The sequence below is a fragment of the Ensifer adhaerens genome (genome assembly GCF_013283195.1).
Classification (GTDB): Bacteria; Pseudomonadota; Alphaproteobacteria; order Rhizobiales; family Rhizobiaceae; genus Ensifer; species Ensifer adhaerens_G.
In genome coordinates this window covers 296,093-312,318 of sequence record NZ_JABEKT010000002.1, presented here as the reverse complement: position 1 = coordinate 312,318, position 16,226 = coordinate 296,093, and the positions used below count along the sequence as shown (strand labels likewise).

The 16,226-nt window shown below is 61.9% G+C and carries 18 protein-coding genes; 10 read left to right on the top strand and 8 right to left on the bottom strand.

Features of this window, described 5'->3' with window-relative positions; genetic code table 11:
• Positions 1 to 20: 20 nt before the first annotated feature.
• Entirely contained in the window at positions 21 to 764 is a 744-nt protein-coding gene (gene minC, locus LPJGGPFB_RS17970; protein WP_173421322.1) for a septum site-determining protein MinC, read from the bottom strand.
• 353 nt (positions 765 to 1,117) lie between these two features.
• Between minC and LPJGGPFB_RS17965 the strand changes: the two genes are divergently transcribed.
• Positions 1,118 to 1,456: a hypothetical protein gene (locus LPJGGPFB_RS17965; RefSeq protein WP_173421321.1), complete on the top strand. Its 339-nt coding sequence runs from the start codon at positions 1,118 to 1,120 to the stop codon at positions 1,454 to 1,456.
• Positions 1,457 to 2,031: 575 nt separating this feature from the next.
• Positions 2,032 to 2,382 carry a hypothetical protein gene (locus LPJGGPFB_RS17960; RefSeq protein ID WP_173421320.1) on the top strand — a complete coding sequence of 117 codons (351 nt, stop codon included), beginning with the start codon at positions 2,032 to 2,034 and terminating at the stop codon, positions 2,380 to 2,382.
• Positions 2,383 to 2,673: 291 nt separating this feature from the next.
• On the opposite strand, the gene LPJGGPFB_RS17955 is transcribed toward LPJGGPFB_RS17960, so the two are convergent.
• A complete protein-coding gene (locus LPJGGPFB_RS17955) occupies positions 2,674 to 3,390 on the bottom strand; it encodes an SDR family NAD(P)-dependent oxidoreductase (RefSeq protein WP_173421319.1) in 717 nt (238 codons plus the stop codon).
• 51 nt (positions 3,391 to 3,441) lie between these two features.
• Between LPJGGPFB_RS17955 and LPJGGPFB_RS17950 the strand changes: the two genes are divergently transcribed.
• Together LPJGGPFB_RS17950 and LPJGGPFB_RS17945 are read left to right on the top strand one after the other, a co-directional pair.
• Complete coding sequence (locus LPJGGPFB_RS17950; RefSeq protein WP_173421318.1) at positions 3,442 to 4,053, top strand: Crp/Fnr family transcriptional regulator; 612 nt, start codon at positions 3,442 to 3,444, stop codon at positions 4,051 to 4,053.
• 72 nt (positions 4,054 to 4,125) lie between these two features.
• Positions 4,126 to 4,695: a class I SAM-dependent methyltransferase gene (locus LPJGGPFB_RS17945; RefSeq protein WP_173421317.1), complete on the top strand. Its 570-nt coding sequence runs from the start codon at positions 4,126 to 4,128 to the stop codon at positions 4,693 to 4,695.
• A gap of 37 nt (positions 4,696 to 4,732) precedes the next feature.
• On the opposite strand, the gene LPJGGPFB_RS17940 is transcribed toward LPJGGPFB_RS17945, so the two are convergent.
• Genes LPJGGPFB_RS17940 through cyoA form a run of 5 tightly spaced genes read right to left on the bottom strand, consistent with a single transcriptional unit; the run spans position 4,733 to position 9,744 of the window.
• The gene (locus LPJGGPFB_RS17940; protein WP_173421316.1) at positions 4,733 to 5,473 is read right to left on the bottom strand and encodes an SURF1 family protein; all 741 of its coding nucleotides are present in this window, start codon (positions 5,471 to 5,473) and stop codon (positions 4,733 to 4,735) included.
• A gap of 22 nt (positions 5,474 to 5,495) precedes the next feature.
• On the bottom strand, positions 5,496 to 5,903 hold the full coding sequence (gene cyoD / locus LPJGGPFB_RS17935) for a cytochrome o ubiquinol oxidase subunit IV (RefSeq protein WP_173421315.1): 408 nt from the start codon (positions 5,901 to 5,903) through the stop codon (positions 5,496 to 5,498).
• Positions 5,900 to 6,514, bottom strand: a complete 615-nt coding sequence (cyoC, locus tag LPJGGPFB_RS17930; RefSeq protein ID WP_173421314.1) for a cytochrome o ubiquinol oxidase subunit III — start codon at positions 6,512 to 6,514, stop codon at positions 5,900 to 5,902. The genes cyoD and cyoC overlap by 4 nt, the downstream gene beginning before the upstream one ends.
• A 1-nt stretch (position 6,515) precedes the next feature.
• Entirely contained in the window at positions 6,516 to 8,519 is a 2,004-nt protein-coding gene (gene cyoB / locus LPJGGPFB_RS17925) for a cytochrome o ubiquinol oxidase subunit I (RefSeq protein WP_173421313.1), read from the bottom strand.
• 31 nt (positions 8,520 to 8,550) lie between these two features.
• Positions 8,551 to 9,744: a ubiquinol oxidase subunit II gene (cyoA, locus tag LPJGGPFB_RS17920; RefSeq protein WP_173421312.1), complete on the bottom strand. Its 1,194-nt coding sequence runs from the start codon at positions 9,742 to 9,744 to the stop codon at positions 8,551 to 8,553.
• A 264-nt stretch (positions 9,745 to 10,008) separates the two neighbouring features.
• Between cyoA and LPJGGPFB_RS17915 the strand changes: the two genes are divergently transcribed.
• The 6 genes from LPJGGPFB_RS17915 to LPJGGPFB_RS17890 all read left to right on the top strand — a co-directional run bounded on the left by LPJGGPFB_RS17915 (position 10,009) and on the right by LPJGGPFB_RS17890 (position 14,854).
• Positions 10,009 to 11,331, top strand: a complete 1,323-nt coding sequence (locus LPJGGPFB_RS17915; RefSeq protein WP_173421311.1) for an MFS transporter — start codon at positions 10,009 to 10,011, stop codon at positions 11,329 to 11,331.
• 142 nt (positions 11,332 to 11,473) lie between these two features.
• On the top strand, positions 11,474 to 12,406 hold the full coding sequence (locus LPJGGPFB_RS17910; protein WP_173421310.1) for a LysR family transcriptional regulator: 933 nt from the start codon (positions 11,474 to 11,476) through the stop codon (positions 12,404 to 12,406).
• Between the two features lie 140 nt (positions 12,407 to 12,546).
• Positions 12,547 to 13,260, top strand: a complete 714-nt coding sequence (locus tag LPJGGPFB_RS17905; RefSeq protein ID WP_173421309.1) for an SDR family NAD(P)-dependent oxidoreductase — start codon at positions 12,547 to 12,549, stop codon at positions 13,258 to 13,260.
• Positions 13,261 to 13,335: 75 nt separating this feature from the next.
• A complete protein-coding gene (locus tag LPJGGPFB_RS17900; RefSeq protein WP_173421308.1) occupies positions 13,336 to 13,575 on the top strand; it encodes a tautomerase family protein in 240 nt (79 codons plus the stop codon).
• Positions 13,576 to 13,704: 129 nt separating this feature from the next.
• Positions 13,705 to 14,418 (top strand): DUF6065 family protein, encoded by a 714-nt coding sequence (locus tag LPJGGPFB_RS17895; protein WP_173421307.1) that lies wholly within the window; start codon positions 13,705 to 13,707, stop codon positions 14,416 to 14,418.
• Between the two features lie 142 nt (positions 14,419 to 14,560).
• Positions 14,561 to 14,854 (top strand): hypothetical protein, encoded by a 294-nt coding sequence (locus tag LPJGGPFB_RS17890; RefSeq protein ID WP_173421306.1) that lies wholly within the window; start codon positions 14,561 to 14,563, stop codon positions 14,852 to 14,854.
• Between the two features lie 114 nt (positions 14,855 to 14,968).
• Here LPJGGPFB_RS17890 and LPJGGPFB_RS17885 read toward each other — a convergent pair whose 3' ends face one another.
• Positions 14,969 to 16,162 (bottom strand): MFS transporter, encoded by a 1,194-nt coding sequence (locus LPJGGPFB_RS17885; protein WP_173421305.1) that lies wholly within the window; start codon positions 16,160 to 16,162, stop codon positions 14,969 to 14,971.
• Between the last annotated feature and the right edge of the window lie 64 nt (positions 16,163 to 16,226).

Genomic DNA, 16,226 nt, shown 5'->3' with positions numbered 1-16,226 from the left:
GTTTCCTGGCCGGCACCGGCTCAGTTAAGTCTCTCTGCCATGATCGAATCGTCTTCGAGCCAAAGCTGCACCGATTGTCCGCGAAGCTCGGCGGCCATGTCGTCGGCGGTCTTGTAGACGCCGTCGATCGCCAGCAACTCCGCTTCCAGACGGCGGCAGAAGATGCGTGCCGAGGTGTTGCCCACCGAACCCGCAAGCGCCCGTCCGCGCAGCGCGCCGTAGATATGAATCGAACCGCCCGCGATGATTTCCGCACCGGATGCGACCGAACCGATCACGGTGACGTCGCCTTCCGGGAAGATCACCGACTGCCCCGAGCGAACCGGCTCCCGGACAATGATCGAGGCTGTCGCCCTTGCGGCCGGTGTTTCCTGGCCGATGACGGTGACAACCTCAGTGACCTTAGGCTCTCCGGCAATCAATTCGCCCGCAGCCGCTTCGAAATCCGGCGCCGGCCGGCCACCTCTCATCGAGGGTGGCATGCCCGGTTCGAACAGCGACGGGCGCCCGCCCTCGATGCCCAGAACCCGGACGTTTCTGCTCGCAAGCTCGTCGAGCAGGCCCTTCAGCTGTGGCCGGTCGATGTCGAGATCGACGATATCGAGCACAACAGGCCGGCCGAGAAAAAACCCGGCCGAGCGGGCGGCCAGATCGTCAAGCCGCGTCAGCCACTGATCGAGCGGCAGCTCGGGCGACAGCGCCAGGCTCAGGAACGAGCGGCCCTTGATACGGATCGAACGAGCGTCTGTTAGCACTTTGATCATCTTCGTTAATTTTTCGTTGACGGGATCTAGGCGACGGATGGTTAACAAAAGGTTAACGACGACCTGTCGCTTCTCGCAGGCGAGCTCGGAGAAAGCTCGGCGATGCGTTCTCTGGCCGTGCCCGACGCCGCTCGCGCACGCTGTGAAATCCCGTTCCGATCGCCCTTTGAACACGAAGGGGCCTTGCGACGCCGGCCGGTCGGTGCCTGCAATTTTTTCTGGCTTCGAGGGCTCACTAGTGCCCGCGTGCACGCCACAGCAGCCCAGATCCTCGGGAACCGAACGCAACCCCATGACGTTGAGCGGTGCGGCGGAGGTCGTCGCATCTCGCAAACGGAAGGTGATTCCCTCAGATGGCGCCCAAACACTTCATCGTCGCATTGATACTGTCGCTCCCATGCGCTGCTGCGGCACGCGCCCAGACACCCGAGGACCCCGCGGTCACTGCCTGCAAATCGACCGGTCTTGTCGCGCTTCAGGAACATTCCGCCGACATTACGGGGCTGGTCCTGGACCCGGAAAGCCTCGCAATCACCGCCGCCGACACCAAGGTCGAAGACGTGTCGGTCAAGACGGTGATCCTCGGAGAGGCCTATATCGAGCGCAACGGCACGGCCGGCAAGGCAGATCGGTTCGTGTGCCTGCTTGGCGAGAAGGGAAAGGTCCTCTTGACGTTCTTCACGGCGAAGTGACCGTCCACCTCCGGCGGGCATTCACAAGACCCAACCGGCCCGGGGTGGCCTGGCGATCGTAACCGGCTTTGCCAACGGCACCACGTCACGAAAGTTCAGTTCTTGGGCCGTGTCACCGTTGCGGAGCGGTCTTGCGGCGGAGAGCCCGGCGGCCGCCGACGAACTCGCCGGCATCTCAGGCCGCTCCGGTCCGAATGACGGCAGGTCGTCGGCGCCCACCACGCGAGCTGAATGGGCAAAGCGTTCCATCGATGATGGGCGTCGTGATCCGTCATTACTTCGCCTTGTCGGCCAACGATCGGCGCATGAAGAATTTGTAATTATATTCCAGTGACTTGCGCCACCAAAATGTCACGATTGGCTACCATTTTTCAGTCATCGGAACGGCACAATCCAGCACTGATTGCTGGGGGGCTAACTGTCCCGACATTCGAAACAACCCGGCATCTTCAGTGTGGGCGAAAACGCCCGCAAACGACCTGTGGCGACCAATGAGACCCGTTTGACGACGGCTCGCAGGGGTTCACCTCGGCCTAACGCACATGCGGGATGCTGCACAACCAAGGAGAATGATCATGAACCGCATCGCAAAGCTCTCCCTTATCGCAGCGCTTTCCGCCATGACCTTTGGCGGCATCTCCTACGCGGCAAGCACGACCATGAACTGGCCGGCAGAAATCGAACAGACGGTGCACAGCTTCAAGGGCGACAACTTCACGGTGGTCAATATCGACACCTTGGACAAGTTGAGCGAGACCAGAACCTGGATCGACCAGGCAACGCCCGCCCAGCTGGCCGCCCTGCACAAGGCGGTCGACGGCAACAAGGATCTTGTCGCCAAGCTCAAGACCCAGAATGTTGAGCTCAACAACATCGTCGGGGCTGAACAGGCAGCCGACGGCAGCCTGACCCTGTACCTCAAGTAAGACCGAAGGCACACGGCGCCATCGCTCTTCCTGTCAAGAACGATCGCGCCTGTTGCCGTTGACCCGTCACCGGTGACCAGATGCGGGCTTCCGGCGTGCACCCGGACTGTTTGACGAAACGACATCGGATTTCGAACCGGCCAAATGGAAGAGGGCGCCAACGGACATGGTTTGGCGGCCGAGCCGTCCGTGACGTTCTGGACCGGTCGGAGCCTGATGCCTGGCTTGCACGTCGAGCGAGCCCGTGGCCGCTGGCATCGGCATCTTCGACAGGCCTGCTCAAATCAGAAATCAGAGCTTTCTGATGATCGCGGCAGCGACAGGCGGAGCGATGACTTGCAACAGCTTCAACAGTTTTGCCTTGCCGACATGAACCCGCGACCTGCCGGGCTCCAGAGCGCGTACGATTGCCGCGGCGGCCGCTTTAGCGGTGATCTTGCCGCGGCCGCGCCCAGCGGTCATCGGCGTCTCGACCAGCGGCAACACCACATCCACCACTCTGACGGAGGTCTGCTCGTATTGCACCCGAAGAGCATCCGAAAACATGCGCAAGCCCGCCTTCGTGGCGCTGTAGACTGCCGAAGTCGCCTTTGGATAGCACGCAAGGGCAGAGCCGATATTGACGATCACGAACGGGCGCGCAGGCGTGTTCGGCAAAAGCAGCCGCGACAGGATGATGGGGGCGACAAGATTGGTCTCGACTTCAGCGACGATCTGGTCGATGCCGTAGTGTGGCTCATCGAGCCTGACATTGTGTTGGATGGCCGCGTTGTTGATGAGACCGTCGATGACATCTGCTTCCGCCAATTCGGCACCAAAGGCGGCAATGGCCGCCTTGTCTCGGATATCCAGCACCCGCACCTCGATCCTTTGATCACGCTGCGCCAGGCCTCTCAGTCGCTCCCTGTCGCGGCCGAGCGCAACGACGCTGTGGCCTTTTGCGGCCAGGTGCAGCGCAATTTCCAGACCTATCCCGGAACTTGCCCCAGTGACGACATATCGTGCCATGTTATCTATTCCTGTTGATTGAACAATCGAGCCTGGAGCAAGAGGAAGCGGATGGCATTAACCGAGGTTAAGCACGCGAACGGGGCGGCGATTTCACTGTTCGAGCGTATTGCGGGGCAATCGCTTGCGAATACGGACCGCCTGGCCGAGGCAATTCATGTTCGCCCGGTGAAGCCCGGAGAGACGATTTTCGGCCAGGACGAGCCGCATCCCTACATTTATATAATCGAGACCGGCCTGGTTAAGCTCACCTACCTTCGCGCCGACGGCGAGGAATGGATCAAATCCTTCGCTACCGAAGGGCGGTTTTTCGCAAGTCTTTCGGCCTTGCTGCCAATGGGACGCGCCACCTTTTCCGCGGTCGCCATCGAAACCTGTCGTCTGGAGAGAATTCCGTTCGCGACGCTGCAAGCGCTGGTCGACACCGATCTCGGCTGGTCGCGGATGCTACGCAACGCCCTGATGATCCTTGCCGAACGCAAGGAGCGTCGCGAGCGCCAGTTCCTGACGCTCGATCCGGAGGAACGCTACCGGTCGCTGATCGCCGAGGAACCGGATCTGGTCTTGCGCGCACCCCAGAAGGACCTTGCAGGCTATCTCGGCATCACGCCGGTCGGCCTCAGCCGCATCGCCAAGCGCGTTCGCGAGGAAGCGGATACCTGACTTAACCCGGGTTAATGCTTGCGGCGCTGCAAGGCGCAATACCTGCTCCCGTTCACCAACGGGAGCCACACCTTGACCAATACCGCATCGGACACCCTGCTCTTCCTGCGCTCATGGCTGACAAAGCCATTGGAAGTCGCCGCTATCGCACCTTCGAGCACGCGATTGGCCGCAGCCATGACCACCGAAATCGGCCGGTACACCGGTGATGTCCTGGAGCTTGGCCCAGGCACCGGCATTTTCACGCGCGCACTTCTGCAAAATGGTGTCCGACAGGACCAACTGGTTCTGGTGGAACGAAATCCGGCCTTTGCCGCGTTGCTGCGGGGCCGTTTTCCAGAGGCAACGCTGATCGAGGGTGATGCGCAGCACTTGCGGTTGCCGAAAACACGCAAGATCGGCGCCGCCATCAGCGGCCTGCCGCTGCTCTCCATGCCGAGACAAGCGGTTCGCGATATCCTTGAGGCAGTCTTTCTGCACCTTGCCGATGACGGTTGCCTCTTCCAGTTCACTTACGGACCGCGTTGCCCTGTGCCGGCAGCGCTGCTCGAAATACTTCGCCTCGAGGCATCGTTCCTGCGCTGGGTACCGCTCAATCTCCCGCCGGCGAGCGTCTACCGGCTGTCGCGCCGTCGAGCATGACGGGGCGATCAGACCAGCGCTCGAGGCTGTTCGCAGCTCACCTGCGCACGCGATGGACGACCACGATGCCCGCGGCGCTCATCACGGCCAGCACGAACCAGGTCGCCGCGTAGACGAGGTGGCTGTTGCGAAAGCTGATCACGGTCAAGCCGCCGACCGGCAGGCCGCCGGGATTGGGCGTGGCGTCTGCATCGATAAAATAGGGCGCGACATCCACCAGGTCCTGCGCTCTGGCAATCGCATCGACATCGCGCGAATACCATCGGCTGGCGGCCGGGTCGTTGGCGCGCAGGAAACCGCCGTCCGGCTCAGTCATGCGAAGAAGGCCGGTGACCCGGCCAGCCCCAGGCAATTCGCTTTCCGGACGTGCGGCAGCATCGCGTCGATCCGCTGGCACAAAACCACGGTTGATCAGGATGGTCGTGCGGTCGTCAACGACCATGGGCGTGATGACCCAGAAACCGGCGCCCCGTTCCGTGACAGCCTGGACCAGGACTTCCTTGTCATGCGCAAAAAGGCCCGTCGCAGTGACGCGACGATATTCGTCCTTGTCCGCGCTGATGCCGGGCCATTCCGATTGGGGTGGAGCCGGCACCGGTTCGGCATGCACCCGGGCGTCTACGCGCGCGATCAGGTCGAGCTTCCAGAAAAGCCGCTTCACCTGCCAGGTGCCGAGAGTGACGAAAGCCGCCATCAGCACCGACAAGGCGACAGTCAGAACGAGACGGGAGCGGGAGGGCTCTGCCCCCCGCCTTGTCTCTGCCGAACGGTCGTCCATCGCCGTACCCGTCAACGGGCCGTCACGGCATGTTCTTCATCATCTCGTGGGTCATCGGCATCATGTTGACGTTGAGGTGATGCATGACCCAGAGCGAACCGGCGAGCGCGATACCGACGATGATGAGGGTGAAGATCAGCGCCATCATCGTCCAGCCGCCTTCCGAGCGCTGGTTCATGTGCAGGAAGAAGATCATGTGCACGACGATCTGGATGGCGCCGAGACCCATCACGACGACGGCCGTCGCCATCTTGCTGTCGAGCGCACCGCTCATGACCAGCGCGAAGGGAATGGCCGTCAGGACGACGGACAGCGCAAAGCCGACCATGTAGCTTCGCAGCGACCCATGGCCCGCTTCATGGCCGTGGCTGTGGCCGTGATGGGCCTCATGAGCATCTTCGTGCGCAAGGCTGTGGGGCTGTGAGCTCATCCGATGACTCCGATCAGATAGACGAAGGAGAAGACGCCGATCCAGATGACGTCGAGGAAGTGCCAGAACATCGACAGACACATCAGCCGGCGGCGGTTCTCCGGTATCAGTCCGTGCATCCTGACCTGCACCATCATCGTCACGATCCAGATAATGCCGAAGGTGACGTGCAGGCCGTGGGTGCCGACGAGCGTGAAGAACGACGACAGGAAGGCGCTGCGCGTCGGGCCGGCGCCCTCCTGGATCAGATGGTAGAATTCATAGAGTTCGAGGCTAAGGAAGGCGAGGCCGAACACGGCAGTGACGCCGAGCCAGAAGATCGTCTCCATCTTGGCGTTGCGCTCCATCTGGAGCATGGCAAAACCGTAGGTGATCGACGAGAGCAACAGCATCGCCGTGTTGATGGCGACGAGCGACAGGTCGAACAAATCGGCAGGTGACGGGCCGGCCGCATAGTTTCGCCCAAGCACGCCATGGGTGGCAAACAGCACAGCGAAGATGAGGCAGTCGCTCATCAGGTAGATCCAGAAGCCCAGCATGGTGCTGCCTTCGGGATGGTGCTCTTCCTCAAGGTAGAACTGCGGCGCTTCGGTTTGGGTGGCGTTCGTCATCTCAGCTGCGCTCCGCCAGAAGTTCGGACCGGGCGTCCTCGGTTGCCGTCACGGTCTCGGCTGGGATGTAGAAATCCCGGTTGTAGTTGAACGTATGGCCGATCGCCACGACCAGGATGGCAACGAACGACACGACCACCAGCCACCACATGTACCAGATCAGCGCGAAGGCGAGCACGACGCTGATACCGGCGAGGATGACGCCCGTGCCGGTGTTCTTCGGCATATGGATCGGCTTGAAGCCGCCGAGCGGGCGCTCGTAGCCGCGGTTCTTCATGTCGTACCAGCTGTCATGGTCGTGCACGACCGGGGTGAAAGCGAAGTTGTAGTCCGGCGGCGGCGACGAGGTCGACCATTCCAGCGTGCGGGCATTCCAAGGATCGCCCGTGGTGTCGCGCAGCTGGTCGCGCCTCAGATAGCTGACGACGAGCTGGACGACGAAGGAGGCGATGCCGAGCGCGATCAGCACCGCGCCGAAGGCGGCGATGACGAACCAGATCTGCAGCGAGGGATCCTCGAACTGGCTGACGCGGCGGGTGACGCCCATCAGGCCGAGCACGTAGAGCGGCATGAAGGCGAAGAAGAAGCCGATCTGCCAGAACCAGAAGCTCATCTTGCCCCAGAACGGATCGAGCTTGTAGCCGAACGCCTTCGGCCACCAGTAGACGAGGCCCGCCATCAGGCCGAACACGACGCCGCCGATGATGACGTTGTGGAAGTGGGCAATCAGGAACAGCGAGTTGTGCAGCACGAAATCGGCCGGCGGGATTGCCAGCATCACCCCCGTCATGCCGCCGATGACGAAGGTGACCATGAAGCCGACGGTCCACAGCATCGGCACTTCGTAGCGGATGCGGCCGCGATACATGGTGAAGAGCCAGTTGAACATCTTCGCGCCCGTCGGGATCGAGATGATCATCGTGGTGATGCCGAAGAAGGCGTTGACCGACGCACCCGACCCCATGGTGAAGAAGTGGTGCAACCAGACGAGATAGGACAGGATCATGATCACGCAGGTGGCGTAGACCATCGAGGCGTAGCCGAAGAGGCGCTTGCCACAGAATGTGGCGACGACTTCGGAGAAGATGCCGAAGGCCGGCAGGATGAGGATGTAGACTTCCGGATGGCCCCAGATCCAGATGAGGTTCACATACATCATCGGGTTGCCACCAAGGTCATTGGTGAAGAAGTTCGTGCCGGCGTAGCGGTCGAGCGACAAGAGCGCCAGCGTCGCCGTCAGGATCGGGAAGGTGGCGACGATCAGGATGTTGGTGCAGAGCGACGTCCAGGTGAAGACCGGCATCTTCATCAGCGTCATGCCGGGCGCGCGCAGCTTGACGATGGTCGCGATCAGGTTGATGCCCGACAGCGTCGTTCCGACCCCCGCCACCTGCAGGCCCCAGATATAATAGTCGACCCCGACGCCCGGACTGTAATCGGCGCCCGACAGCGGCGGATAGGCGAGCCATCCGGTGCGCGCGAACTCGCCGACAAACAGCGACATCATGATGATCACCGCCCCGGCCGTGGTCATCCAGAACGAGAAATTGTTGAGGAACGGGAAGGAAACGTCGCGCGCGCCGATCTGCAGCGGAACCACGTAGTTCATCAGGCCGGTGACGAAAGGCATGGCCATGAAGAAGATCATGATCACGCCGTGGGCGGTGAAGATCTGATCGTAGTGATGCGGATTGAGATAGCCCTCGTTGCCGTTGAAGGCGATCGCCTGCTGCAGGCGCATCATGATCGCATCGGCAAAGCCGCGCATCAGCATGACCAGCGCCAGGATCACGTACATGATGCCGATCTTCTTGTGATCGACCGAGGTGAACCATTCGTGCCAGAGATAGCCCCAGAGCTTGTATTTGGTGATCAGCGCCAGGACGGCGATGCCGCCGATCGCAACGGCGATGAAGGTCGCGACCAGGATCGGCTCGTGATAGGGGATCGCCTCCCAGGTGAGCCGCCCGAAGATGAATTGTGTGAGGTTGGTGCTACCGAACATAGGGCTATCCAAATTCTCTTGAAATGCGGCTTCAGGGCTGAGTGGTAGTGCCGGAATTGTTCAACTGCGCCGGCGCCGGACCGTCCTGGCTCTCGGCGGGCGGCTTCTGATCGCCGTGCATGTTGTGCATATCGTGGTTCATCGACTGCGGTTCCTTGTCGATGCCTTCGGCCGGCTCTTCGCTCTTCGACGGATTGCCCGTTGCCGGGAAAGTCGCGCCGGGTGCCGCTTCGCCGGCATGGCCCGTCTCACCCGCATGGCGGTTGTCGTGCTCGAGCTTGGCGCGGTTCTCGTGACTTTCGACGCCGCCGCCGCCCATCATGTCGATGTGCATCATGTCCCTCATGCACATCTGGCCGGGGCGCACGCACATGTTCAGCACAGCTTCAAAAAGCCCATCCTCGACGCTGGAAAAGTAGCGGACCGGTTCCTTGGTGCTCGGCTTCTCAAGCTTCAGGTAGGCGTCGCGGTTGAGCATCGTGCCGTTGCTCTTGACCCTTGCGATCCACCGATCGAAGCCGGCCTGGTCGAGCCCATGGAACTTGAAACGCATGTGCGAAAAACCGTCGCCGCTGTAGTTCGACGACAGCCCTTCATACTCGCCCTTCTTGTTGATGACGGCGTGCAGCCGGGTCTGCATGCCGGGCATCGTGTAGATCATGCCGGCGAGCGCCGGCACGTAGAACGAGTTCATCACCGAGGAGGCGGTGAGCTTGAAATTGATCGGCACGTCGACAGGTGCCGCCATCTCGTTGACGGTGGCGATGCCGTAGTCTGGATAGAAGAACAGCCATTTCCAGTCGAGCGCCACCACCTCGACGGTCAGAGGCTTGATGTCGGCAGGCACCGGCCTGTCGGCGTCGATCCGGTCGAGCGGCCTGTAGGGGTCGAGCTTGTGGGTGCTGATCCAGGTGATGGCCCCGAGCGCGATGATGATTGCCAGCGGCGCGGACCAGATGACGACTTCGAGCCCGGTCGAGTGATGCCATTCCGGATCGTATTTTGCAGCCGTGTTGGACTGGCGGTAGCGCCAGGCGAAAAACAGCGTCAGGAAAAGCACCGGCACGATGATGATGAGCATGAGGATCGTCGAAACGACGATCAGATCTCTCTGCTGTGCCGCGATATCGCCGGAGGGCGACATCACGACCATGTCGCACCCGGCAAGGACCAGGGTCGATAGAAGAACGGCCGATCGTCCGGCGAGCTTCAATGGAGTGGGCATTTCGGGCTCCATTTGCGTTTTGTCTATTCGGCACTAGTCGCGTATCGGGCTCGGCGGAATGAGGTTGTTCGTCGCACTGCAGCATTCTGTCGCATCGCAGCAGAATAGACAGCGACGTCCGCAAATGCCCAATCTAGTGCATCCTCGCCGGCTGACCATTGGGAAGATGCCGGTGAGTCCACGTTTTTTTTCGCCGCTTCCTTGATCTCGGGCGTTGATTGATCAACATTTCGACGAGGCGGCACAAATCGCCGGGAGGAATTCATGAGCTCGGTCGTCAATCCTACGTCTTCAGGCCTTGAGCGGGACGCCCGTCGCATCCATGACGACAAGCCCTTGTCACCGGGCAGCATCGCCATCGGCGTTGTCATTGGCCGCATGTCGGAGTTCTTCGACTTCTTCGTCTACGGCCTCGGCTCGATCCTGGTTTTTCCGAAACTCATCTTCCCGTTTGCGCCCAATCCGGTCGCGGCCACATTGTTGTCGTTCGCGATCTTTCCGCTGGCCTTCATCGCGCGCCCTGTCGGCTCGCTGGTTTTCATGTGGATCGACCGCAACTACGGCCGCGGCACCAAGCTGACGATCGCCCTGGTGATCCTTGGCGGCTCGACCGCATCGATCGCCTTCCTGCCGGGCTTTGAGACCATAGGCTTCTGGGCGGTGGCGCTGCTGGCGCTGTTCAGATTGGGCCAGGGTTTTGCGCTCGGCGGCGCCTGGGATGGGCTGGCGTCGCTGCTCAACCTCAACGCGCCCCCGAACCACCGCGGCTGGTATGCAATGATCCCGCAGCTTGGCGCACCCATCGGCTTTGCGCTCGCCAGCATCATCTTCTGCTATTTCGTCGCCAATCTCTCCGAGGAGGATTTCCTTTCCTGGGGCTGGCGCTATCCCTTCTTCGTGGCGTTTGCGATCAACGTCGTGGCGCTGTTTGCGCGCCTGCGTATCGTCGGCAGCAAGGAGTTCGGCGCGGCGATGGACGCGCAGGAGCTGCAGGCCCGCCCGGTGTTCGAAATGCTGAGCAAACATGCGGTCGACGTCGTACTCGGCGCTTTCGTGCCGCTCGCCAGCTTTGCGATGTTCCATCTGGTGACGATCTTTCCGCTCAGCTGGGTCATCCTCAATGGCGGACAGTCGGCGGCCCGGTTTCTCATGGTCCAGGTGGCAGGTGCCGCCGTCGGCGTCGTCGGCATCGTGGTGTCGGGTCTGATCGCCGACCGGATCGGCCGCCGCAACGAGCTGATGCTCGGCGCGACGCTGATCGCGATCTTCAGTTTCTCCGCCCCCTTCCTGCTTGACGCCGGTGGGGCTGGACAGGATGCCTATATCCTGATCGGCTTTGCCGTTCTCGGCCTGACCTTCGGCCAGGCCTCCGGTGCCGTGTCCTCGCGCTTCACCCAGTACTACCGTTACACGGGGGCAGCGCTCACCTCGGATCTGGCCTGGCTCGTCGGTGCGGCGTTCGCGCCGCTGGTGGCGCTTGGGCTTGCAACCAGCTTCGGCATCGTCTTCATCGGCGGTTATCTGATCTCCGGCGCGATCTGCACGCTGGTGGCACTGAGCCTTACGAAGGCGCTCGACCAGAATTAACGGCTTCGCGGCTTCAGAGAGCTTTCTCCCGCATCCTCAGCGGCAGCGACGATCACTCGCCGTTGCTGCGCAGGCCTTTACTCCGGCCGCTCGCCGGGAGAATAGTTCCCCTATAGCAGCTATTACTCCGGAGATCGGCAGAATGGACCGCATCGACGCCATGAAGGTCTTCGTCACCGCAATCGACGAGGGCAGCCTCGCCGGTGCCGCAAGGCGGCTGAACCGCTCACCGACGGCGGTCAGCCGGGCATTGGGATTCCTCGAGGCGCATGTCGGCGTCGAGCTCTTGCATCGCACGACGCGCAGCCTGAAGCTGAGTGAAGCCGGCGAACGCTATGCGGCTGCGTGCCGGCGCGTGCTCACCGATCTCGAGGAAGCAGACTTGCTTGCCGGCGGCGAACGCTCGGCACCGCGCGGCACGCTGACGATCTCGGCGCCACCGATTGTCAGCGAGGAGGTGTTGCGCCCGATCGTCGATCGTTTCCTCGATCTCTACCCGGATGTCTCGGTCCGGCTCCTTTTGCTCGATCGCTTCGTCAACCTCGTCGACGAGGGCATCGATATCGCGCTGCGCATTGGCCGACTGGCCGATTCATCCGATATCGCCACCCGCCTCGGCGGTGATGTCAGGCGCGTCGTCGTCGCATCACCGGATTATCTCGCCAATCACCCGCCGATCGAGGAGCCGGCGGATCTCGCCAACCATCGCATCGTCGCCTTCAGCAACTTCGGTCTTGAAAGCTGGACCTTTACGCCGGCGAAGGGCTCGACCATCCCTCGAACGGTTCACCTGCAACCACGTTGCATCGTCAACAGCGTGCGCGCCGCGGCCGATTCGGCCGCGGATGGCAAAGGGCTGACAAGGCTCTATTCCTACCATGTCGCCGAGCACATGCGGAACGGCCGACTGAAGATCGTGCTGGCTGATGCCGAGCACCCACCCTTGCCCGTCCATCTGCTGGCGCCACCGGGCCGCATGTCCGTTCCGAAAGTGCGCGCCTTCGTCGATTTTGCCGCTCCGACCCTGCGCGCGGAATTTGCGCGCCTGGCCCGCGAGGCCGGAACGCTTGGCTGATTGTACCGATTTTCGCACGGATGTCCGCCAACTGGCGATTATTCTGCCGGATCGAGAATGGATCTAAAACAGCTGTACCAACGCCGAGGGCGTAGGGCGATCGCCAATGGCGGTCGCTGCAACTGAAAAGGATCGAGATCATGAGCCAGGAGCAGAAAGTCGTCATCATCACCGGTGCATCGCAAGGCATAGGCGCCGCAATCGTGCAAGCCTACCGCAGCCGTAACTATCGCGTCGTCGCCACGTCCCGGTCGATCGGGGAGAGCGGTGACCCCGACGTCGCAACTGTCCAGGGCGACATTGCCAAGCCGGAAACGGCAGATCGGATCGTGGCGGTGGCTCTGGAGCGCTTCGGCCGCATCGATTCGCTGGTGAACAATGCCGGCGTCTTCCTGTCGAAGCCGTTTACCGAGTTCACCCTGGCGGACTACGAACACAACCTGGGTGTGAATGTCGCCGGCTTCTTCCACATCACACAGCGTGCCGCCGCCGAAATGCTGCAACAAGGCTCAGGCCACATCGTCAGCATCACCACGAGCCTCGTCGATCAGCCGATCGCCGGCCTGCCGGCGGCGCTTGCCTCTTTGACCAAGGGCGGACTGAACGCCGTGACCCAGTCGCTCGCCATGGAGTTTTCAAAAGCCGGAGTACGCGTCAACGCCGTCTCGCCGGGGATCATCAAGACCCCGATGCATGCGCCCGAGACCCACGCCGCACTGGCGACACTGCATCCGGTCGGCCGGATGGGCGAGATCGACGATATCGTCGATGCGGTGCTCTATCTGGAGGCGGCCAATTTCGTCACCGGCGAAATTCTCCACGTCGACGGAGGCCAGCACGCCGGACGCTGGTGACCCCGTCGATCCTGGCTCGGCCGCTGGTCGAGCCAGTCATTTTAGACTTTCCACCTTAACGCAAAGGAGACTGCCATGCCTATCGTCACCGTCCAGGTCACCCGCGAAGGAACGTCCGCCGATCGCACTTCGGTATCGCCAGAAGAAAAGGCGGCCATCATCAGCGGCGTCAGCGAAGTGCTGCTCAACGTGCTCAACAAGCCGCTTGATTCCACCTACGTGATCATCGAGGAGGTCGAACTCGATAATTGGGGCTGGGGCGGCGTTCCGGCCGCGCAGTACCGGGCTCAACGCGCCGCGAAGGCGATTTCCTGACGTCCGACACCGGATCCCTCGGCACTCTCCGAAAAGCGCCGAGGGCGGCAACGGCGCCGGCGTTTTTCGAGGCCATGGAATAAACGCCGGCAGCATCCGTTCTTCCGTCCACCCGAACGGAGAACGGACATGTTGCACTTCTGGAAGAAAGACCCGTCAAACATCCAATTCCTCTGCGATCCGCAGGACCTTGGAATAATCGCGCCACCGCTGGCAGCAAAGAACAGCCTGCCCGACTGGTATCGCAAGCTTCCGGCGGTCGACCCTGAGCATCTTTCCGCCAGGGACAATGGTCTTACCATCAAGCGCTGCATGCCCTTCCTCGACGCCATGACGACAGGGTGGATCCTGCCTCTGGCAGCCACGGTGCGCCTCGAAATCCGCGACGACGGGCAGAATGTCGAGGCCGGCTGGGAATTCGACCGGGTGATGGTCAGCAATCATGGTGCCCATCAGGTAGCCGGCAATCCGAAGGCGCCGAGCCCGCCCTGCAAGTTTCACAATTACTGGTCCATCCGCACCCCGCCCGGTTGGAGTTGCTTGTTCGTGCCGCCGCTCAACCGGCCGCCCCAGCCGTTCGAGTGCGTGGCCGGCGTCGTCGATACCGACACCTACAGCGCCAACATCCACTTCCCGTTCTTCGCGACGGCAGCGGATGGCGTGCATGTGATCGAGAAGGGCACGCCATTGGTTCAAGTCATTCCTTTTCGTCGGGACGATGCCGCAATCCGGGCGGAGATCCGGGCGGAAACGGGCGAAGAGGCTGCAAGCCGGGACGTGGTCTACCGCAACACGATCGCAAGCTCCGGCTGGTATCGAAAGATCGCGCGCGCCGCGCGCTGATTTGCTGCCGACAACAGGAAGCGGGGACCGGTTGCCCGGTCCCCGCTTTGTCTTGTTTGTCGTGCGACCTCAGCGCGTATGCCACACCTTGCCCGGGCGATAGGAACGGTCCGAGCCATTCGACGAGGAATTGGAAGAGCTGTTGGAGGACGAGTTCGAACTGGAGTTCGAACTCGAATTGGATGAACTGTTCGACGAAGAATTGGAGCTTGAATTCGACGAACTGTTCGATGAGGAGTTGCTCGACGAATTGGAGGAACTGTTGCCGGCAACCATGATGGAGCCGTCGTTATGGCCACCCGCCTGCCTGTGGACGGATTGCGCCGGCACTGTGCTTTGTTTTGCCTGTGCCTGCGCACCGGCAAAGGCGGCAACGCCGGCGACGAGGGCGGCGCTCAGTTTCCAGTGGTTTTTCATGCCCGTAACTCCTTGTTGAGAACGAACCGGCATTTCCGGTCCGAAGGAATAACGGGCGTCACGAGACCTTATTCCACCGGGAACAGCTTTCTCCGCTCGAACGTCGACGAGGCGCACCGTCGACGTTCGGTCATCACGCCGGCAACACACCTGCCCGGCGCTCCCGGCTTGCCAGCAGCCCTCCGACCGCAGTGACTATGATGACGGCCGCGTAGGTGTCGGTCGTCGCCTGGTAGCCGAGCTCCTTTGCCAGAAAGCCTGCTGCCATTGCCGGCAGGCTGAAGGCGAGATAGCTCTGGATGTAGAAGGCGGACAGCAGCCCGGCCCGTTCATCAGCCTTGGCGAGCGGCATGATCGACCCCATGATGCCGAGAAAGCTGGTGCCGAAGCCGGCGCCGGTCAAAAGCGTGCCGATGATCATCACCGGAACGTTGGCAAGGTGCGTGCCGGCAACCACGACCAGCATGCCCAAGGTCGTTGCCGCGACGCCGAAGGTTACGTTGGCCCGGGCACCGCGTGCGCGACGCAGGAAAACGCTGACGGCACCGGCTGCCATCAACGCCGCGACGACGGCTCCGCCCGTCAGCGGCGCACGGCTTCCGGTCACGGATGCGACAAGCGACGGCATCAGCGAGAGATAGAAGCCGCCAAGCGCCCAGTTGGCGATGTTGATCGGGGTCGCCTGCGCCAGCGGCCGCTTGATCTGAGGCGGTATGGCGATCGTCGGCCTGAGTGAAGACAGGGCGCCCGGCCGTTTGCCGCCGGTCTCCGGCGTCAGCCATATCACTGCTGCCAGCACGACAAAGCCGATCAAGAGCAGCCCATAAACGAGATGCAGCGGAAATGGCCCGTATTGAATGAGCGCACTGGTTCCCAAGGCGCCGACGGCCATGCCGATCAGCGGCGCCAGCGAATTGACGAGCTGGCCCTTCACGCGATCGACGTCGACCAGCGCTGCGCCGATCGATGCGCCGGCGATGCCAGTCGCAAGTCCCTGAACGATGCGCGCTGCGATCAGCCAGGACGGTGCATCGGCAACGACGAAGAGCGCCATCGCCACGATTTCGAGCAGCAGCGCACCAAAGATCACCGGTTTCCGGCCGAGATGATCCGATATCGAGCCGGCCACCAGCAGCGCGGACAGAAGCGCAAAGGCATAGACCGCGAAGATCCCGGTCATCATCACAGGCGAGGCAGCAAAGCTCTCCTGATAGATGCGGTAAAGCGGCGTGGGTGCCGCCGATGCGCCGAAGAATGTGGCAAGCGTGACTGCGTGGAAGGCGATGGGATTGGCGCCAGCCCGACTGGATTTGGTAGAGGAGACCATCTATATCATCCTTAACGCTAAATCATTGCGTTTACGCGATGTAAGGGCGAAGCGTCACAAAAGC